At 66.5% G+C, this 18,686-nt stretch carries 17 protein-coding genes; 5 read left to right on the top strand and 12 right to left on the bottom strand.

Annotated features, from left to right (window positions below):
* Positions 1–12 precede the first annotated feature (12 nt).
* From GGD90_RS02535 to rsmB, 8 genes are all read right to left on the bottom strand, one after another.
* The gene (locus GGD90_RS02535) at positions 13–2,085 is read right to left on the bottom strand and encodes a primosomal protein N' (protein ID WP_153114871.1); all 2,073 of its coding nucleotides are present in this window, start codon (positions 2,083–2,085) and stop codon (positions 13–15) included.
* Between the two features lie 343 nt (positions 2,086–2,428).
* A complete protein-coding gene (gene hemE, locus GGD90_RS02540) occupies positions 2,429–3,505 on the bottom strand; it encodes a uroporphyrinogen decarboxylase (protein WP_153114870.1) in 1,077 nt (358 codons plus the stop codon).
* Between the two features lie 79 nt (positions 3,506–3,584).
* Positions 3,585–5,039 (bottom strand): TrkH family potassium uptake protein, encoded by a 1,455-nt coding sequence (locus GGD90_RS02545; protein ID WP_153114869.1) that lies wholly within the window; start codon positions 5,037–5,039, stop codon positions 3,585–3,587.
* 11 nt (positions 5,040–5,050) lie between these two features.
* Positions 5,051–6,487, bottom strand: coding sequence for a Trk system potassium transporter TrkA (gene trkA / locus GGD90_RS02550; RefSeq protein WP_153114868.1), 1,437 nt, complete (start codon positions 6,485–6,487; stop codon positions 5,051–5,053).
* Positions 6,488–6,557: 70 nt separating this feature from the next.
* A complete protein-coding gene (locus GGD90_RS02555; protein WP_153114867.1) occupies positions 6,558–7,808 on the bottom strand; it encodes a sigma-54-dependent transcriptional regulator in 1,251 nt (416 codons plus the stop codon).
* Positions 7,809–7,810: 2 nt separating this feature from the next.
* On the bottom strand, positions 7,811–9,967 hold the full coding sequence (locus GGD90_RS02560; RefSeq protein WP_153114866.1) for an ATP-binding protein: 2,157 nt from the start codon (positions 9,965–9,967) through the stop codon (positions 7,811–7,813).
* Positions 9,964–10,614: a DUF4390 domain-containing protein gene (locus GGD90_RS02565; RefSeq protein WP_184414899.1), complete on the bottom strand. Its 651-nt coding sequence runs from the start codon at positions 10,612–10,614 to the stop codon at positions 9,964–9,966. The genes GGD90_RS02560 and GGD90_RS02565 overlap by 4 nt, the downstream gene beginning before the upstream one ends.
* On the bottom strand, positions 10,589–12,133 hold the full coding sequence (gene rsmB, locus GGD90_RS02570; RefSeq protein WP_228273599.1) for a 16S rRNA (cytosine(967)-C(5))-methyltransferase RsmB: 1,545 nt from the start codon (positions 12,131–12,133) through the stop codon (positions 10,589–10,591). Before rsmB ends, GGD90_RS02565 begins: the two co-directional genes overlap by 26 nt.
* Positions 12,134–12,234: 101 nt before the next feature.
* On the opposite strand from rsmB, the gene GGD90_RS02575 reads away from it, so the two are divergent.
* Positions 12,235–13,338 carry a S1/P1 nuclease gene (locus tag GGD90_RS02575; protein ID WP_153114865.1) on the top strand — a complete coding sequence of 368 codons (1,104 nt, stop codon included), beginning with the start codon at positions 12,235–12,237 and terminating at the stop codon, positions 13,336–13,338.
* Positions 13,339–13,384: 46 nt separating this feature from the next.
* Here the strand turns inward: GGD90_RS02575 and GGD90_RS02580 are convergent, their stop codons facing one another.
* The 4 genes from GGD90_RS02580 to def all read right to left on the bottom strand — a co-directional run bounded on the left by GGD90_RS02580 (position 13,385) and on the right by def (position 15,655).
* Positions 13,385–13,867, bottom strand: coding sequence for a M48 family metallopeptidase (locus tag GGD90_RS02580; protein ID WP_233448460.1), 483 nt, complete (start codon positions 13,865–13,867; stop codon positions 13,385–13,387).
* Between the two features lie 68 nt (positions 13,868–13,935).
* Positions 13,936–14,121, bottom strand: coding sequence for a hypothetical protein (locus GGD90_RS02585; protein ID WP_153114863.1), 186 nt, complete (start codon positions 14,119–14,121; stop codon positions 13,936–13,938).
* 86 nt (positions 14,122–14,207) lie between these two features.
* Positions 14,208–15,143, bottom strand: coding sequence for a methionyl-tRNA formyltransferase (fmt, locus tag GGD90_RS02590; protein WP_153114862.1), 936 nt, complete (start codon positions 15,141–15,143; stop codon positions 14,208–14,210).
* Complete coding sequence (gene def, locus GGD90_RS02595) at positions 15,140–15,655, bottom strand: peptide deformylase (RefSeq protein WP_153114861.1); 516 nt, start codon at positions 15,653–15,655, stop codon at positions 15,140–15,142. The genes fmt and def overlap by 4 nt, the downstream gene beginning before the upstream one ends.
* A gap of 3 nt (positions 15,656–15,658) precedes the next feature.
* Between def and GGD90_RS02600 the strand changes: the two genes are divergently transcribed.
* The 4 genes from GGD90_RS02600 to GGD90_RS02615 all read left to right on the top strand — a co-directional run bounded on the left by GGD90_RS02600 (position 15,659) and on the right by GGD90_RS02615 (position 18,629).
* Positions 15,659–15,922: a hypothetical protein gene (locus GGD90_RS02600; protein ID WP_153114860.1), complete on the top strand. Its 264-nt coding sequence runs from the start codon at positions 15,659–15,661 to the stop codon at positions 15,920–15,922.
* Positions 15,923–16,055: 133 nt separating this feature from the next.
* Positions 16,056–17,072 (top strand): LysM peptidoglycan-binding domain-containing protein, encoded by a 1,017-nt coding sequence (locus GGD90_RS02605; protein WP_153114859.1) that lies wholly within the window; start codon positions 16,056–16,058, stop codon positions 17,070–17,072.
* 1 nt (position 17,073) lies between these two features.
* Positions 17,074–18,174 (top strand): DNA-processing protein DprA, encoded by a 1,101-nt coding sequence (gene dprA, locus GGD90_RS02610; RefSeq protein WP_153114858.1) that lies wholly within the window; start codon positions 17,074–17,076, stop codon positions 18,172–18,174.
* A 5-nt stretch (positions 18,175–18,179) separates the two neighbouring features.
* Complete coding sequence (locus GGD90_RS02615; RefSeq protein WP_153114857.1) at positions 18,180–18,629, top strand: Smg family protein; 450 nt, start codon at positions 18,180–18,182, stop codon at positions 18,627–18,629.
* The last annotated feature ends 57 nt before the right edge of the window (positions 18,630–18,686 follow it).

Raw genomic sequence — 18,686 nt, forward strand, 5'->3', positions numbered from 1 at the left:
AGGGCGACGCGCTCAGAATTCGAGCGGATCGACCTCGAGGTGCCAGCGCAGGCGTGACGAGACGCGCGTCGCCGCAACGAACTCGCGCCACGGCGTGAGGAAAGCCTGCAGGGCGCGCCGCGACGACGATTCGACCAGCAATTGCGCGCGTTCGTAGTTGGCGCGCCGAGCGAGGCGCATCGGCACCGGGTCGTAGCACATTACCGCCGTGTGGCTGGCGATTTCCGGCCATGCGCGCGCGGCAGCGAGAAAGGCGATCGCTTCTTCCATCAGCGGCGCTTCGGCGCGCAGCATCGCCTGATAGGCGTAGGGCGGAAACCCCGCCTGCGCGCGCTCGGCGAGCTGTTGCGCGGCGAAGGCGGGATAGTCGTGGCGCGCCAGCGCCTGATAGAGCGGGTGCTGCGGCTGCTCGGTCTGGATCAGCACCTCGCCCGGCAGTCCGGCGCGGCCGGCGCGGCCGGCAACCTGCAGCAACTGCGCGAACAGCCGTTCCGGCGCGCGCCAGTCGGCGGCGAACAGCGCGGCGTCGGCACCGATCGCGCCGACCAGCGTCAGCCTCGGGAAATCGTGCCCCTTGGCGAGCATCTGCGTGCCGACGAGGATGTCGGCGTCGCCGCCGTGAATGCGTTCTAGGAGCGCCTCCCACTGCTTGCGGCTCTTCGCCGAATCGCGGTCGACGCGGACGATGCGCGCTTCCGGAAAACGTGCCGACAGCACTTCCTCGATGCGCTGCGTGCCGCGGCCGAAGGGCAGGATGTCCTGATTGCCGCAACTCGGGCAGGCCGGCGGGATGCGCTGCTCGAAGCCGCAGTGGTGGCAGCGCAGGCGACGGTCGGCGAGGTGCAGCACCAGGTTGGCGGTGCAACGCGTGCAACGCGCCACCCAGCCGCAGGCGGTGCACGAGAGCACCGGCGCGTAGCCGCGGCGATTGAGGAAGACGAGGCTCTGCTCGCCGCGCGTCAGCCGTTCGCCGATGGCCGCAAGCAGCGCCGCCGACAGGCCGTCCTGCAGCTTCTCGCGCCGTGTATCGACGCAGCGCAGTGGCGGCAGGACCGCACCGGCGACGGCACGCGCCGGCAGCGAGAGCAGCGTGTAGCGCGTTGCCGGACGTGCTTCAGCGCTCTTCGCGCTCGGCGGATTGAAGACGGCGTTGGCATTCGCCCAGCTTTCCAGCGACGGCGTCGCCGAGCCAAGGACGATCGGCACGCCGCGTTCGTGGGCGCGAAAGACGGCAACGTCGCGCGCCGAATAGCGCAGGCCGTCCTGCTGCTTGAACGACGCGTCGTGCTCCTCGTCGACGACGATCAGGCCGAGATCGGGCAGCGGCGTGAACACCGCCAGCCGCGTGCCGAGGACGATGCGCGCCTCGCCGAGGAAGGCCGCGCGGAAGGCGCGCGTGCGCGCCGCTTCGGTCAGTTCGCTGTGCAGGCTGACCAGCCCCGCCTGCGGAAAACGTGCGGCGACGCGCGCCTCGAGTTGCGGCGTCAGGTTGATTTCGGGGACGAGCAGCAGCGCCTGCCGGCCAGCGGCGAGCGCGCGTTCGATCAGGCGCAGGTAGACCTCGGTCTTGCCGCCGCCGGTGACACCGTGCAGCAGGTAGGCGGCGAAGTCGCTGGCTGGCGCAGCCGACGCTGGTTTGTCGCCCGCCGGATCGACGATCGCATCCAGTACGGCGCGCTGGCCTTCGGTCAGGGCCGGCGGCATTTCCGCGGCTGGTGGCGTGGCTTTGCGTTTGGGTGCGCGCGCCTTGGGCGGATCGGTGCGGCGCAGGCCCTTGGGCAGCGTCGACAGCATCACCTCGCCGAGCGGCGCCTGATAGTAGGCGGCGCAGAAGCGGGTGAGACGGAACCAGTCCGGCGGCAACGGCGGCAGGTCGCGCAGGATTGCCTCGAGTGGGCGCAATTGCTCGGGTGAGGCGTCGGTCGTCGCCGGCAGTTCGACGATGATGCCGATGCGCGAACGCGAGCCGAAGGGGACGCGGACGCGGCGGCCGATGTCGTCCGAACTCAGCGACTCGCCCACGGGCAGGCGGTAGTCGAAGAAGCGGGAAAGGGGCACGTCGAGCGCGACGCGAACAAGGTCCATCGGCTATGACGTCAGTGGTAATCCGGGCGACGAAGCCGGTATGGGCCAGGCTTCAGTTAGCGCAAAGTGCTCGCGCCGCTTCTTGAAACAATCTGTAACTGCTTCTGTTAACGAATGTTTCAAAGTTGTTCACATTATCTGTGGATAACTTTGTGGATGAAAGCCGGGCGGTGCGCCGGGATGTGGCGGTCGTCTGTCATTCACTTGCGCCGCAAGAAAACAACGCCAAACAATAAGGCAATAAAATCAGCGGCTTAGTTATAAGCCGCTGATTTTCAAAGCGTTGCTGCTGATGCGTGAGACGCCGGCGACTTCTGTGCATAAGTCGCTGGATAAAGATGCGTCAGACTGCCTTGGCGCGCAGTTCCTTGCTGTAGCTATGCACCGTTTCGACCAGCGCCGTCACGTGATCGGGCGGCGTGAATTGCGAGATGCCGTGGCCGAGGTTGAAGACGTGGCCGGTGTCGCCGGGGCCGTAGCTGTCGAGCACCTTCTTCGCTTCGACGGCAATCTTCTCGGGCGACGCGAAGAGCACGTTCGGGTCGAGGTTGCCCTGCAGCGCGACCTTGTCGCCGACGCGACGACGCGCTTCGCCGATGTCGATCGTCCAGTCGAGGCCGACCGCGTCGCAGCCGATGGCGGCGATCGATTCGAGCCACAGACCGCCACCCTTGGTGAACACGATCGACGGAATGCGCTGGCCGTCCTTTTCCTTGATCAGTCCGTCGACGATGCGCTGCATGTATTGCAGCGAGAATTCCTGGTAGGCCGCTGCCGACAGGCCGCCACCCCACGAGTCGAAGATCATCACGGCTTGCGCGCCGGATTCGATCTGCGCGTTGAGGTACGAGGTCACCGAATCGGCGGTCACCGACAGGATGTGGTGCATCAGGTCAGGACGGTCGTAGATCATCGTCTTGACGTTGCGGTAGTCGTCGGAGGAACCGCCTTCGACCATGTAGCACGACAGCGTGTACGGGCTGCCCGAGAAGCCGATCAACGGCACCGAGTTGTTCAGCGCGCGACGGATTTCGGAAACGCCGTCCATGACGTACTTGAGGTGCGTGTAGGGGTCCGGCACGGCCAGATCGCGGATCGCCCACTCTTCGCGCAGCGGCCGCTCGAACTTCGGACCTTCGCCCTCGGCGAAGTAGAGGCCGAGGCCCATCGCGTCAGGGACGGTGAGGATGTCGGAGAAGAGAATCGCCGCATCGAGGTTGTAACGGGCGAGCGGCTGCAGCGTCACTTCACAGGCGAGACCCGGGTTCTTGCACAGGTTGAGGAAGCTGCCGGCGCGCTTGCGGGTTTCGCAATACTCGGGCAGGTAACGGCCAGCCTGACGCATCAGCCAGAGAGGCGTATGGTCGGTCGGCTCTTTGAGCAGTGCGCGCAGGAAATTGTCGTTGCGGGGTCGAGTCATGGAAAGCTCCGCGAAAAGGCGTATGAACGAAAGACGAGAGACGGATTGGCGAAAGGGCCGAATTATCCTCTGGAATGGTCTACTTGCGCCAGAAGGCTGGCGTCAGAACGACCAGTAAAGCGAAGATTTCGAGGCGACCAAGCAGCATCGCGAAGGTGCACACCGAAGTCTGGAAGGCCGAAAGCACGCCGAAGTTACCCGCCGGCCCGACCTGCCCGAGCCCCGGCCCGGTGTTGTTGATGCTGGCGGCAACCGCCGAGAAGGCGGTGACGATGTCCAGTCCGGAAAAGGACAACAACAGGGTCATCGAGGTGATGCTGACCATGTACATGAAACCGTAGCCAAGCACGGCGAAGAGCACCGCGTCCGGCGTTGCCATGCCGCCGATCTTGACCGGATAAACGGCCGTCGGGTGCAGCGCACGCACCAGTTCGCGATAGACCTGTTTGTAGAGGATCAGCGCCCGCATCATCTTGATGCCGCCACCGGTAGAACCGGCGCTGGTGACAAAGGAACACAGGAAGAGCATCCACAAGGGCGCGAAGAACGGCCACTGCGCGTAGTCGATGTTGGCGAAGCCGGTCGTCGTCGCCACCGAGACGACGTTGAACGCCGAGTAACGCAAGGCCTCGACGAAGCTCAGATAGACTTCCTCGTAGCGCAGCAGCGCAGCAATGCCGACGACGCTGACGGCGAGGACCAGGATCACGTAGCGCGCCTCCGGGTCGCGTCGGTAGGGGCGCAGTGAGCGCCCGCTCAGGGCGAGGAAGTGCGCTGCGTAGTTGATGCTCGACACGAGCATGAAGAAGATCGCGATCGCCTCGATCAGCGGCGAGTCCCAGTAGGCAAAACTGGCATCGTGACTGGAGAAGCCACCGAGCGCGACGGTCGAAAAGGCATGCATCACCGCGTCGAGCGGCGTCATTCCCGCCAGCGCGTAGGCCAGTGCGCAGACCAGCGTGATCAGGACGTAGATACGCCACAGGCCCTTCGCCGTTTCGCCCATGCGCGGCGTCAGCTTGGCGTCCTTCATCGGTCCGGGCACTTCCGACTTGAACATCTGCCGGCCGCCGATGCCGAGCATCGGCAGAATCGCCACCGCCAGCACGATCAGTCCCATGCCGCCCAGCCAGACCATCTGCGTGCGCCAGAAGTTGATCGACGGCGGCATTGCGTCGAGTCCCGAGAGCACGGTGGCGCCGCTGGCGGTCAGCCCCGATACCGCCTCGAAATAGGCGTCGGCCATGTCGATCGGCAAGTAGAAAAGCAGCGGCAAGGCAGCGAAGGCAGGCAGACCGGCCCACACCAGCGAAATCATCAGGAATCCGTCGCGCGTGGTCAGATCGCGGTGATGATCGCGCGTCGCCAGCCAGAGAACGACGCCGCCGCCAGTCGTCAGCGCGATGGCGCTGGCGAAGGACGGCAGTGCCCCGTCGTCGAGAAAGTACGAGAGCGCCATTGGCACGAACATGGTGCTGCCGAAAATCAGCAGGAACAGTGACCAGACGCGAAAGACCGGAAAGTAGCGCAGCATTTCGCCCGGCCTCAGAAGAAGTGGAAGCCGACGGCGAACAGTTGCTCGACTTTCTTGACCACCTTCTTGTTCAGGCAGAAAACGATGACGTGATCGCCGCTTGCGATGACGACGTCGCGATGCGCAATCAGCACCTCACCCTGCTGTTCCTGCTCGGCAGACGGCTCGCTACTGGCAACGACGGGCTCGCTGCCGTTGAGACCACGGACGATTGCCGCCACAGTTGCGCCGGGGATGGGCGGCAACTCGGCGATACGGCGGCCGACCACCCGCGAACTGGCGCGGTCGCCGTGCACCACCACTTCAAGCGCCTCGGCCGCACCGCGGCGCAACACATGGACCTGAGCCACATCGCCGCGGCGCACATGGGCGAGCAGTTCGCCGATCGATATCTGCGCCGGCGACAGGGCGATGTCGATCGGCCCGCCCTGCACCAGATCGGCGTAGGCGCGCCGGTTGATCAGCGCCAGCACGCGCTGGCAGCCGAGCTGCTTGGCTTGCGACGCGGCCATGATGTTGTCTTCGTCGTCGTTGGTCAGCGCGAGGAACAGATCGGTTTCGTCGATCGCCTCCTGCTGCAGCAACTCGCCGTCGGTAGCATCGCCCTGCAGCACCAGTGTCCGTCGCAGGGTCGCGGCAACGCGCTCGGCACGTGCTGCCGAATACTCGATCAGCTTGATCTGGTAGTCGCGCTCAAGCGCCTGTGCGACGCGCAGTCCAATGGCGCCGCCGCCGGCGATGACCACCCGCCGCACCGGCGTCAGCATGCGACGCATCTCGCACATGATCGGGCGGATATGTTCATCGGCAGCCAGCAGGAACACCTCGTCGCCGTCTTCGACATGCGTCTCGCCGGTCGGCGTCAAGGCCTGGTCGCGGCGGTAGATGGCAGCGATCCGGGCGTCGATTCCCGGCTTGAGGTGGCGACGCATCTCCTTGATCGGCTTGCCGACCAGCAGGCCGCCGGCGTAGGCGCGCACGCCGACCAGTGCCACGCGGCCGCGCGCGAAGGACAGCACCTGCAAGGCCTCGGGAAACTCGACCAGGCGGACGATGTAGGAGGTAATCACCTGCTCGGGACACAGCGCGTAGTCCACGGCGAAGTTTTCCGGCGCGAGCAGGGTTTCGCTGGCGAGGAAGTCGCGCGAGCGCAGGCGCGCGATACGCGTCGGCACGTTGAACAGACGCTGGGCGACGGTACAGGCAACCAGATTGGTCGGATCGCTCTGCGTCACCGCGATCAGCAGATCGGCATCGGCGATGCCGGCCTCGCGCAACACCGAGGGCAGCGAGGCGTCACCGACCACCGTGCGCAGATCGTGGCGGTCCTGCAGATAGCGCAGGCGCACCGCGTCGGTATCGACGATGGTGATGTCGTTGTTTTCGGACACCAGCCCTTCGGCGACGCTTCCGCCGACCTGCCCGGCACCGAGAATGACGATCTTCATGCGAATCTGCGCTGTATGAATTCGAGAAAGGTTCGGCCGAAGCGCTTGCGCTTCGCTCCGGGAAAGACGTCTATTCCTCGCCGCGCCGTGCGAGGTTGAGACCGAGCTGCTTCAGCTTGCGGTAGAGGTGCGTCCGCTCAAGGCCGGTGCGTTCGGCAACACGCGTCATGTTGCCGCCTTCGCGGCGCAGGTGATGCTCGAAGTAGATGCGCTCGAAATCCTCGCGCGCCTCGCGCAGCGGCTGGTCGAGCAGCGGCAGGGCCGGCGCCGGTGCCGGCGGCGGCCCGTCGGGCTGCAACACGCGCGTCACGTCCTCGATGCTGATCTCGTCTTCGAGCGCCGACAGCGCCAGGTTCTTCACCGTCGCCATCAGCTCGGCCCAGTCGCCCGGCCAGCCGTGCATGCGCAGAACGTTCAGTGCGCCGCTGGAAAACTGGCGCAGCGGCGCTTCGCCGCGTTCGGCCAGATGCGAGAGCAGCAGCACGGCGATTTCCGGCACCTCGTCGGCATGACCGGCCAGCTGCGGCAGCGCCACCCACACCTCGCCGAGGCGGGCGAGCACGCTGGCGTCCCAGCCGGCTTCGGCGAGCGCCGGCAGCGGCCGGGTTGTCGCCGCGATCAGCTGCAGCTTGTTCTTTTCCAGACGCTCAAGCGCGAAGGCGAGGTTCATCTGCTGCAGTCGGCCGAGCGCCGCCAGATCGGCGACGAACAGCAGGCCGCCGCTGGCGTTCTCGAGCATTTCGCGGGTCAGCGGCGAGCTCGTTGCCGAGAGGTCGAGCCAGGGCATGTTGCGCGTGTGCAGCGTACGCGCGCAGATCTCGGCGATGCTGCCGGAGGTGCTGCGCAGCAGCAGCACCGGCGTGCGTGCCGCCGCCTGCTCGAGCCGGCGCTTGAGGTCCTTGAGCAGCGGCGAGCGCGCGAAAGCTTCGAGGGTGAGCGGCCGCTTCTGTGGCGCGACCGGGCCTTTCAGCGCTTTCTTGACCGTCGCCAGCAGCTTCTGCAACGCGATCGGCTTTTCGAGAAAGTCGGTCGCGCCGATGCGCGTCGCCTCGACGGCGGTATCGATCGTGCCGTGACCGGACATCATCACCACCGGCATGGTCAGCAAGCCTGCTCCTGACCACTCCTTGAGCAGCGAGACACCGTCGGTGTCGGGCATCCAGATGTCGAGCAGGACCAGATCGGGGCGCATCTCGCCGCGCACGCGGCGGGCGGCGGCAGCGTTCTCGGCAAGCCGGACCGAATGCCCTTCGTCGGCCAGAATTTCGGAGAGAAGCTCGCGAATGCCGATTTCGTCATCGACGACCAGGATTTGCGCCATGTTCAGCTCTCGGGGGAGGAAGGTGAGACGGTGAGTAAAGCGTGGGATGCCGCACCAGCCAGCGGCAAGCGGATACAGACGTCGGCGCCATTCGGCTGGCGGTTGGCGATGTGGATCTGGCCGTGGTGCTCGTCGACGATCTTCTTGACGATGGCCAGCCCGAGACCGGTACCGCGCGCCTTGGTGGTGACATAGGGTTCGAAGGCGCGCGCCAGGATTTCGGCGGGGAAGCCGGGACCGCGATCGGCGACGCACAGCTCGGCGAATCCGTCGACCAGACGCGTCGAGATGGCAATCCAGGGCTCGGCTTCCGCCTCCTGCGCGTCTTCGGCGTTGCGCAGCAGGTTGTGGATGATCTGGCGCATCTGCGTCGCGTCGCCGACGACCGCCGGCAGGTATTCGGCAAGCGCGACGTCGATTTCGGCGCGCGAGGTTTCGTAGAGACCGAGCACCTCGCCAACCAGTGCGTTGAGGTCGACCGACGCCAGCTCGGGCGCCGGCATGCGTGCGTAATCGCGGAAATCGTCGACCATACGCTTCATCGCCTGCACCTGATTGACGATGGTCTGCGTCGACCGTTCCAGCGCCTCGGCGTCGGCGCCGAAAACGCGGTCGGCGAGCTTCATGCGCAGGCGTTCGGCGGACAACTGGATCGGCGTCAGCGGATTCTTGATCTCGTGCGCCAGACGACGCGCCACTTCGCCCCAGGCGGCGCTGCGCTGCGCCGCGATCAGCCGGGTGATGTCGTCAAAGACGGCGACGTAGCCGCCACCGCTGGCCTCCGGCAATTCGGTGCCACGCAACAGCAGGACCTGCGGCTGAGCGCCGGCGCGGTCGAGCTCGATCTGCATCTGCCACTCCTTCTCGCCGTGCTCGGCAAAGGCCTCGCGCACGGCACGGCCGAGCGCTTTCTGCCGCGGCCAGCTGTCGACGCCTTCGCCGATCATGCCGGCAAACTCGTCGGCAAGCATCGAGCGCGCGCCCTGATTGGCGGTACGCAGCAGGAAACGACGGTCAAAGACGAGCACGCCGGCCGACAGGTTGGCGAGGATCGATTCGAGGTAGGCGCGCGCCGATTCAACTTCGGCGCGGTGGCGTTCGGTTTCGCGGCGCGCGTCGTCCAACTGGCGCGTCATGCGGTTGAACGATTGCGTCAGCACGCCGAGTTCGTCGCGGCTGTAGATCGCCTGACGCGGCGTGAAGTCGCCGGCGGCGACGGCCTGCGTGCCTTCGGCGAGGATCGACAGCGGCGCCGACAGGCGGCGCGCGAGCACGAAAGCCAGCGCGAAGGCGCCAAACAGGGCCAGCAGCACGGTCAGGGTCAGCGTCATCGCGTAGATGCGCGTCAGGCCTTCACGCCCGAGCGAGAGTTCCTGATAGTCGCGATACACCGCCTGCACGCTTTCGGCGTTCTGCGCCAGCGAGGCGGGCGCATCCTGCGTCAGCTGCAGGATGCGCGGCTCCTCGCCGAGACCGCGACCGACGACGGGCAGTAGCGCGCGCAGCAGCAGTTCGTGTCCGGCTTCGCCTTCGATCAGCGAGTGGCCGGGAGCCGCCCGCGCCTGGCGCAGTTGCGCCGGCGTCGGCAACGGCGGCCGCGACGAAGCAAGCTCGCCGCTCGAACTGGCGAGCAGCTGGCCGCTGGCGGAAAAGAGCGCCGCCGTCTGCACGCCGGCCTGCTCGCGCAAGCGGTTGAGCATCGCCGGGCGCTTGGCATCGGGCTGGTCGCCGAGCTCAAGCGCCATCGAGCGGCCCTTCTCGGTGAGATCGACAAGCAGGTAATCAAGCGCACTGCGACCGAGGTCGAGGCCCGATTCGAGCGCCTTTTCGACGCGCACGTCGAACCAGGTTTCGATGCTCTTGGTGAGAAACTGTACCGAAACCGAATAGACCAGCGCCCCCGGAACCACCGCCATCAGGCCGAAGAGCAGCATCAGGCGCAGTTTCAGCCGCGAACCGAAAACCTTGGCGCGGTGTTCGCGCCACAGCGTGCGCAACTGCCAGCCGACCAGACCGAGCAGCGCCAGCGCGACGATCGCGTTGAGACCGAGCAGCCACGGGTAATGGCTGGCGAACAAGGCCGTATTGGCGCTCGCCGAGGCGAGCAGGAAGAGCAGGATGCCGCCGAAAGCGGCGGCGACGATGACGAGATATTTCATCGCGCCTCGCCGAGCAGCCTTCCTTCGGCATTGCCGCGCCAGTCACTCGTGGCACGCGCATCGGCAGCGCGACTGTCGGCCGGCGCGAAGCTCCAGCGCACCCAGTCGGAAGACAGGCTCCAGTCGCGATTAGCCAAGGCGCTGACCTGGAAGGTCTTCGGCATCTGCGACAGATCGAGGCGCATGCGCAGGCTGGCCAGATAGGTTTCGTCATTGCGTACGGCGGCCTTGTCGAGTACCTGCCAGTTGCGCAGGCGCGACAACATGCGCAGCGCTTCGTCGAGCGTCGCGAAGTTCTGGTGCAGGGCACCGGTCGACAGGCGGTACTGGCGCGTCAGCGCATGGTAGGAGAGGCGAAAGGTCTGACTGCGGCTGGCCACCTTGTCGTCCAGCCAGTACCAGCGCGTCCGCGCCAGATCAAAGTCGACGACGAAGTAGAGGATGACGCCGCGCGTCACCGCCTCTTCGAGACGGGCATTGAAATCGAAGGAAAAATCGGCCGAGAGACTCCAGCCATCGTCGGCGGCGACCAGTTGCGGATTCCTCACCTCGACTTCGCTCGAGGACGCGGCCAGCGCGGCATAGCTCGCCAGCAGCAGCAGGCTGCCGGCGAGCAGTGACCTAAACAGTCTTCCGCACAAGCGCATAGTAGAACCCGTCGTGTTCCGCCAGCGGCAGCAGCCGCTCCTCCAGTTCGCGCCCGGCATCGGCGTGGCGATGGAGGAAGGCGTCGATCTGGGCGCCATTCTCCTCCGGAAAGACCGAACAGGTGGCATACAACAGTTTGCCGCCGGGACGCAGCAGCGGCCAGACCGCGTCGAGGATGGCTGCCTGCACGCCGAGCAGGGCGCGTACGTCGCCGATCCGGCGCAACCACTTGGCGTCGGGATGGCGGCGGACGACGCCCGAAGCAGAGCAGGGCGCATCGACCAGAATGGCATCGAACGGGCGTCCGTCCCACCAGCTGCCGGCGGCGCCCGCGCGAACCGGCACGCTGCCGTCGGCGACGCGTGTTGCGGCTTGCAATCCCAGGCGCGCCAGCGTCGCATCGACGCGACGCAAGCGCGCGGCGTCGATGTCGAGCGCCAGCAGGTCGAGATCGGCGCGCTCGAGCAGATGCGCGCTCTTGCCGCCGGGCGCCGCACAGACGTCGAGAACGCGGGCACCGGGCGCGGGATCGAGTATCTGCGCGGCGCGTTGCGCGCCGGCATCCTGCACCGAGACGCGCCCCGTGGCGAACCCAGGCAGCGACTCGACCGCCTGCGGATGCGCCAGCAGCAGACCATCCACTCCGACAGGCCGCGCTTCGATACCCGCTTCGGCGAGTTCGGCTGCGTATGCGTCGCGCCCGGCCAGTCGCCGATTGACACGCAGGCACATCGGCGGCTGCGTGTTGCCGGCAGCAACGATGGCCTGCCACTCCCGCGGATAAGCGCGCTGCAGCTTTTCCAGCCACCAGCGCGGATGCTGACTCGCCGCTTCCGGATCGGCCGCGGCGGCTGCCAGTAGGGACTCACGCTGACGCAGGTAGTTGCGCAGCACGCCATTGACGAGGCCGCGAAAAGCCCCGCCTGCGAGCTCCGCGGCGGCGACCACCGCCTGATTGACCACCGTGTGCGCGGCTTCCGGACGCGTTTCCAGGCGATACAGCGCCACCAGCAGCAGCGCGCGAACTTCGATGGCCTTCAGCGGCGTACTGAGCAGACGCGCGAGAATGAGGTCGCCCCAGGCAAAGCGGCGCAGTGCGCCATAGGCGGCGTCCTGCGCCGCCGGCCGCGCCGCTGCCGGCGGCGCCTTCAGGCATGCCAGTCCGACATCCAGACTACGCCCTTCGAGCACCGCGGCAACCGCCCGCGCTGCCAGCCAGAGGCTGGCAGCGAGCGAATCGGGGGGGAACGGCGGCAGAGCATCGCTGGCGCCATCGGCCGGCGCAGCTTTTCGCGGTGCCGCGGGCGCCAGATCCGTAGCGCCGGCGCGCGCGACACGGACGCGGCGCTGCGGCGTTTTCTGCGCCTGGCCCGGCGCAGCGGAAGAGGCGTTCAGCCCCTCGGCAAGCCCGGCACGCGGCGATGGCGAAGCGTTCGCGGCGACCGGAACAACGGTTGCCGCGGCCGAGGCGGGGTCGGCGGAGGCGGCGCGAGAGGGCGCTGGACGGAGAGAAGCCAAGGGCCTGAATTTCCAGAAGTTGAGTTGGTCGGGCAGTTTATCATGCCCTCTGCCCGAGACTGGCGGCCTCACCACGGCAGACCTTCAGCGATAATGCGGCGATGCCGTCCTGCCAGCCCAATCTCGCCGCGCCGCGCCGCTCGGCGGCAACACCTTCTGCCGGCGACACTGCGCCGCCGCGGTTGCGCATCGCCGCACCATGTTGCCACCAGCGGCCCGGAAAGATTGCGCGCGCGCTGCCATCATGGCCGACTCTGGCCGCATTTCTGCAACGCCGCCTCGGCGCCGCACTGCTCATCTGCGGCATCCTCATCGCACCTGCCGCACAGGCGTGGAACGCTGCTGGCCATCGGCTCTGCGCCTACATCGCCTGGCAGTCGCTCGACCTGATGACGCGCCAGCACGTCGCAGTTCTGCTACGCCTGCACCCGGACCATTCGCGCTGGCTGGCACGCGCGCGCGACGCCGACCCGGACCTGGCTGCCTTTGTCGAGGCTTCAACCTGGGCCGACGAGTTGCGCCGCGACCCGCGCTTTCATGCAGAAGAGGAAGCGCCGACGGCGCTGCTGCCGGGTTTTCCCGACACGCTCCGACACCGCGACTGGCATTATGTTGATCGGCCGCTCAGCGGCAGCCGATCCGGCGCAGCAACGGACGGCGAACTACCGCGTCAGCTTGAGCGCATGATCCACATCGTCGGCGACAGGAATGCCGACGCCCGGCGGCGAGCCTGGGCCTTGCCCTGGCTGATTCATCTCGTCGCCGACGCGCACCAGCCGCTGCACGTCGGCAGCAGGTTTGACGAGCGCGGACGCAGTGACGACGGCGGCAATGCGCTGCTTGTCGACAACCCCTTCGTCGCCCGGCGACACATCGGCAGCCTGCACCGCTACTGGGACGAGCTGCCGGGACCGCCGTGGCTGCGCGGCAGCACGCTCGTTCTCGCCGCACAAGGCATCGTCGCCGAGCATCCGCCGCCAGCGCCAGCTGGCCGCCTTAAGCAGTGGCTTGACGAGAGCCTTGCCGTCGCTCGCGACGAAGCCTACCCCGCGGACAAGGTCGAGCCACCGACGATCACGGCGAGATTCAACGAGCGCGCTCGCAGGACAGCCGCGCAGCGTGTCGCGTGGTCCGGTTACCGGCTGGCCGGACTGCTGCAGCAAGGCCTGCGCAGCCACCCGGACGCGAGCCGGGACGATCGCTAGCTGCCTGCCGACTCGTTCCACGTGAAACAAAACTGCGGACGGCGTTTCACGTGAAACATCCGCCGCGACCAGCACCAGAAGCGCCAAGCGCCGACATGGCAAAGAAAGCCATAGTCGCGACGCCCCGAGGCCAGCGCGCGCAGACGGCTGACACGTTCGGCAATCGCCGGGGGCGTACTGACCAAACGGCCGACGCCCCGCGCAAAGGGTTGCTGATCATCATCTGCGCCGTTGCCGGATGCGCCTCAGCGACGAGGAAGCTGATGCCGCGAGCGCAGGCTTCGATTATCCCGAGCGCGTCGGCCAGCACCGCCGGACCACCCGCGATCTCGGCGCCGCCACGATCGGCCTCGAACTCGCGGGAACGCGAGATCGCAAACTGGACCAGCGACGCTGTCAAGAGGGCGCCAGGAGTGCCAGCGTGAGGCCCGGCGACCGCATTGGTCGGCCGCCCCTTCGTCTTCGCGAGCAGGGAAAAGCATCGCGAAATTGGCCAGCGCCGAAATGGCGCCGGCCATCGCGTCGCCAAGATCGTCGAAACAAGGATGTCGCAATGGGCGACGTGCGCCAGTTCCGTGCGCCATCACGTCACGCAGTTCACGCGGGCTGCGCCAACTCACGCACCATCGCGTAGAAATTCAGCGCACCGCCGAACAGCAAGACCAGCAACATTACCGGCGTGCCGCCGATGTTGGCACCGAAGACGCCGGAAAGAATCGGGGCAAGGACGCAGAAATGAAGTCTGGCCCCCGCTCCGAGGCCGAACGAATGAAAGCGCAGCAAGGGGAATCGCCGCATGCGCCGACCAAGGCGGCGGCACAAGCCAGGCAGTGCAGCGCCGGGGTGCAGCCCCAGAGCGCGAGAGACGCTTAGTCGCGAGCGGACAGCGGCAGAAGCTGCGCGCCGACCGAAACGGGAGTGCCGGCGAGGAACTGCGCCGCGCCCAGTCGCTTGCCACCCGCTTTCTGCAGTTCGAGCAGAAGCAGCGCGCCGCCGCCGCAGGCGACGAGAATGCCCTCACGATCGGCTGCGAGCACCGTTCCCGGCGCAGCGCCGGACACGTCCTGCGCGCGCGCGCGCCAGACCTTGACCGGCGCGCCATCCAGCGTGAACACCGCACCCGGCGCCGGGTTGAAAGCACGCACCTGGCGCTCGATCTCGAGCGCGGGCAAAGACCAGTCGATCGCCGCTTCGCTCTTGCCGATCTTCGCTGCGTAGGTAACACCTTGTTCCGGCTGGGCTTTTGCCGCCAAGGGCAGGGCGGCGAGCGCTTCGACAATCAGGCGCCCGCCAAGCGCAGCGAGCCTGTCGTGCAGTGAACCGGTCGTCTCGTCGGCAGCGATCAGCAGCGACTCACCGAGCAGTACCGGGCCGGTATCCAGCCCGGCTTCCATCTGCATGATTGAAATGCCGGTCTCGTTGTCACCGGCGAGCAGCGCGCGCTGGATCGGCGCCGCGCCGCGCCAGCGCGGCAGCAGCGAGGCATGGATGTTGATACAACCGAGACGCGGCGTATCCAGAACCGGCGGCGGAAGAATCAGGCCGTAGGCGGCCACCACCATCAGATCAGCGCCAATCTCGCGCAAACGTGCCTGCGCGCCGGGATCCTTGAGTGTCTGTGGCTGAAAGACTTCGATCCCCGCTGCCAGCGCCACCGCCTTGACTGGCGAAGGCTTCAGCGCCAGACCGCGGCCCGACGGGCGATCCGGCTGCGTCAATACCAGTGCCACCTCGTGCCCGGCGGCAAGCAGCGCGCGCAGGGCCTCCGCCGCAAACTCCGGCGTCCCGGCGAAAACGATCCTCATGCCGTGATCCGTGCGCGCTTGCAAAACTTCGCCAGTCTGGCGCGCGCCCGCGTCTGCTTGAGCAAGGAAAGATTCTCGATGAAAACCCGCCCCTCCAGATGCTCCAGCTCATGCTGCACACAGACAGCAAGCAAGCCCTCGGCGGTGAAGGTCTGCTGCTGGCCGTCAAGATCAAGATGGCTGACGACAACGCTCTCGGCACGCTCGACCTTGTCGTAGACGCCCGGCAGCGACAGACAGCCCTCTTCACACAATTGCATGACCGGGCTGCGCTCGATGATCTCGGGGTTGATGAGCACCAGCAGATTGTCCTTGGTCTCGGAGGTATCGATGACGATCAGACGACGATGCACATCGACCTGCGTTGCCGCCAGACCGATACCCGGCGCCTCGTACATGGTTTCAGCCATGTCGCTGACCAGGCGGCGCAGGGCATCATCGATCGTCTCGATGGGACGGGCGACTGTCTTCAGCCGCGGATCGGGATAACGGAGGATGGACAGGAGAGCCATATAATGCTTGATCGAATAAAGAAGGTTGTGCAGAATCCAGCGCAATGCCTTGAAAAAACGCGCTTCCTCCCGCATTCGCGCCGGCCTGACGCCGCCGTCTGGCTGATTCCCGCTGGCGCTGCGGAATGGAGCTTCAGACCACAGACAGTATTCCGGGTTTCCGGCAAACGTATTGACTTGCTGGCGAAGACTGCAGGCGCGAAAGCGATCGGACGCCGGCAGACCGACTTACCAGAAAGCATCGCCGGCGCTCGAACAGGGCGTTGAAAAGAACGGGGCTGGACGGAGCTGCTACAGGACCGTGTTGCTGCGCGAACACCTTGCAGTAAAAACTCTGCGCAATCCCGGCGCCGGATTCCGGCGGCGATTTCCGGCCAGCGGCCGGTATGAGGATAACACGATGAACCGTTTTCTTTCCGCGCTCCTTCTCTTTCTCGCCAGCAGCTTTTGCCTTGCCGTCGAGCCGCCTCTGGCGCTGACCGACAACCCGCCGGCGCGCCACATCGTCGTCCCCGGCGACACGTTGTGGGGAATTTCCGGAAAATTCCTCCAACAGCCCTGGCGCTGGCCGGAACTGTGGCGCCTGAACCGCGAGCAAATCCGCAACCCGCACCGCATCTACCCCGGAGACATCATCGTCCTCGAGCGCGACAGCGACGGAACGCCGCGCCTGCGCATCGAGAATGCGCGCGCAGAACCGAAGATCTACGGCCAACAACTGACTCAGCCGATCCCGAGCATCCCGCCAAACGTCATCAACCCCTTCCTATCGGCACCGCTTGTCATCGAGCAGGGGCAACTTGACGACGCACCGCGTATCGTCGCCACGCAACAGGATCGCGTCTTCCTCGCCACCGGCGATCTCGCCTACGTCGAAGGCGCGGCGGCCGACGTCGACATGTGGCAGGTCTATCGCCGCGGACGTCCGCTACGCGATCCCGAAACCAAGGACACGCTCGGCTTCGAAGCCTTCTACCTCGGTACGGCGCGCCAGCTCGAACCGGGCACGCCGGCGATCTTCGAGATCGTCACCTTCAAGGAAGAAATCGGCCGTGGCGATCGGCTCGTACCCGCTACGCCACCACCGCTGATCAACTACGTCCCGCACAAGCCCGAGCAGGCCGTCGACGGACGCGTCATCTCGATCTACGGCGGCGTGAACGAAGCCGGCCGCTTCTCGATCATCGCGCTCAACAAGGGCCTGCAGGACGGGCTTGAAATCGGCCACGTGCTCAGCCTGCAACGCAATCGTGTCGTCGTACAGCGCAATGACGAAGGGCGCAAGGAACGGGTCAAGGTTCCCGAAGAGCGTTACGGACTGGCTTTCGTTTTCCGCTGCTTCGAGCGCATTTCCTACGCGCTTGTGCTGCAATCCAACGGCCCGGTCACGGTCAACGACTACCTGCGCACACCATAAAATGAGCGCTCCAGCCGGGCTCGCCGACTGGCTGCAACTGACGCTGGCCCCCGGCATCGGCGGCGAGACGCAACGCCGGCTGCTCGCCGCCTTCGGCCCGGCACCGGCGGTCTTTGCCGCCGGCCACAGCGCGCTCGCAGCTGTCATCGGCAGTGCAGCAACGCAGCGCCTGCTCACCAGTGACAGCGCTGCTGCCATCGCTGCGGCGCTGGCCTGGCGCGAAGGTGGCGATGACCGGCATATCGTCGTTCTTGGCGATGCCGACTATCCGCAGGCCCTGCTCGAAATCGCCGACCCGCCGACGCTGCTCTACGTACGCGGCCGCCTTGAGCTGCTCAACCGGCCAGCGCTGGCGATCGTCGGCAGCCGCAACGCCACGCCGGCCGGCGAAAAGACCGCCGAGCAGTTCGCCGCGGCGCTCGCTGGCGCCGGCCTCAGCATCGTCAGCGGCCTCGCGCTCGGCATCGACGGTGGCGCACATCGCGGCGCGCTCGCCGCGGGTGGCGACACGCTGGCCTTCATCGGCACCGGCATCGATCGCCTCTATCCGGCGCGCAATCACGCACTGGCAAGCGCAATTGCGGAGCAGGGCGCGATCGTCTCCGAATACCCGCTCGGTACGCCACCACTGCCGGCCAACTTCCCGCGCCGTAATCGCCTCATCGCCGGCATCGCGCGCGGCGTGTTGGTCGTCGAAGCGGCCGTCGAAAGTGGCTCACTGATCACCGCCAAGCTTGCCGGCGAACAGGGCCGCGAGGTCTTTGCCATCCCCGGGTCGATCCACTCGCCGCAGGCGCGCGGCTGCCACCAGTTGTTGCGCCAGGGCGCCAAACTCGTCGAAACCGCCAACGACGTCCTCGAAGAGCTCGCCTGGCACGTGCATATCCCGACGCGCAAGGGGCCGGTCACGGCGGAAGCCGCAGACGCCGACGAGCAGCGTCTGCTGGCAGCGCTGGGCCACGGACCGTGTGCGCTCGACGCGCTGGCGCAAAGCAGCGGCTTGACGGCTGAGCGGCTTTCCGTGATCCTGCTGCAACTGGAACTCGCCGGACGCGTCGCCAGCCTGCCCGGTGGGCGTTACCAGCGCCTGCCTGAAACCTGATTGCCATGATCGACATCCTCGTCTACCTCTTTGAGAACTACCACGACCTGGACGCCCAACCGGCGCCGGAAGCGCTCGCGCGCAGCCTGAACGCCGCCGGCTTCGAGGACGGTGAAATCAGCGTCGCGCTCGACTGGCTAGACGGTCTGAAGATGGCGCGGATGGCTGACTTCGTCTGCGATCCGCGTTCGCTGCGCGTCTACACCGACGAAGAATGCTCGCGGCTCGGGAGCGACTGCCTCGATTTCGTCATCTTCCTCGAGCAGGCCGCAGTCATCACGCCGGCATTGCGCGAACTGATCATCGATCGCGGGCTGGCACTCGACGACGAACCGGTGCCGATCGACAAATTCAAGATCATCGTGCTGATGGTCTTGTGGAGCCGCGAGGCAAACCTCGAACCGCTGATCGTCGAGGAATTGCTCTCCGATACGGAAGCAGCGCTGCTGCACTAGACGCAGCGCCGATCCTCTACCCCCACACCGCCCGACACCGCACCAGCCCCTCAATTC

Source organism: Rhodocyclus tenuis (genome assembly GCF_014197755.1).
Taxonomy (GTDB): domain Bacteria; phylum Pseudomonadota; class Gammaproteobacteria; order Burkholderiales; family Rhodocyclaceae; genus Rhodocyclus; species Rhodocyclus tenuis.

Bases quoted from the DNA above. Each gene is read 5' to 3' on its own strand.
- GGD90_RS02605 (WP_153114859.1), top strand. From the start codon at position 16,056: ATGAACCGTTTTCTTTCCGCGCTCCTTCTCTTTCTCGCCAGCAGCTTT.
- trkA (WP_153114868.1), bottom strand. From the start codon at position 6,487: ATGAAGATCGTCATTCTCGGTGCCGGGCAGGTCGGCGGAAGCGTCGCC.
- def (WP_153114861.1), bottom strand. From the start codon at position 15,655: ATGGCTCTCCTGTCCATCCTCCGTTATCCCGATCCGCGGCTGAAGACA.
- GGD90_RS02575 (WP_153114865.1), top strand. From the start codon at position 12,235: ATGCCGTCCTGCCAGCCCAATCTCGCCGCGCCGCGCCGCTCGGCGGCA.
- GGD90_RS02535 (WP_153114871.1), bottom strand. From the start codon at position 2,085: ATGGACCTTGTTCGCGTCGCGCTCGACGTGCCCCTTTCCCGCTTCTTC.
- GGD90_RS02545 (WP_153114869.1), bottom strand. From the start codon at position 5,039: ATGCTGCGCTACTTTCCGGTCTTTCGCGTCTGGTCACTGTTCCTGCTG.
- GGD90_RS02600 (WP_153114860.1), top strand. From the start codon at position 15,659: ATGCTTGATCGAATAAAGAAGGTTGTGCAGAATCCAGCGCAATGCCTT.
- GGD90_RS02565 (WP_184414899.1), bottom strand. From the start codon at position 10,614: ATGCGCTTGTGCGGAAGACTGTTTAGGTCACTGCTCGCCGGCAGCCTG.
- dprA (WP_153114858.1), top strand. From the start codon at position 17,074: ATGAGCGCTCCAGCCGGGCTCGCCGACTGGCTGCAACTGACGCTGGCC.
- fmt (WP_153114862.1), bottom strand. From the start codon at position 15,143: ATGAGGATCGTTTTCGCCGGGACGCCGGAGTTTGCGGCGGAGGCCCTG.
- GGD90_RS02555 (WP_153114867.1), bottom strand. From the start codon at position 7,808: ATGGCGCAAATCCTGGTCGTCGATGACGAAATCGGCATTCGCGAGCTT.
- GGD90_RS02615 (WP_153114857.1), top strand. From the start codon at position 18,180: ATGATCGACATCCTCGTCTACCTCTTTGAGAACTACCACGACCTGGAC.
- GGD90_RS02560 (WP_153114866.1), bottom strand. From the start codon at position 9,967: ATGAAATATCTCGTCATCGTCGCCGCCGCTTTCGGCGGCATCCTGCTC.
- hemE (WP_153114870.1), bottom strand. From the start codon at position 3,505: ATGACTCGACCCCGCAACGACAATTTCCTGCGCGCACTGCTCAAAGAG.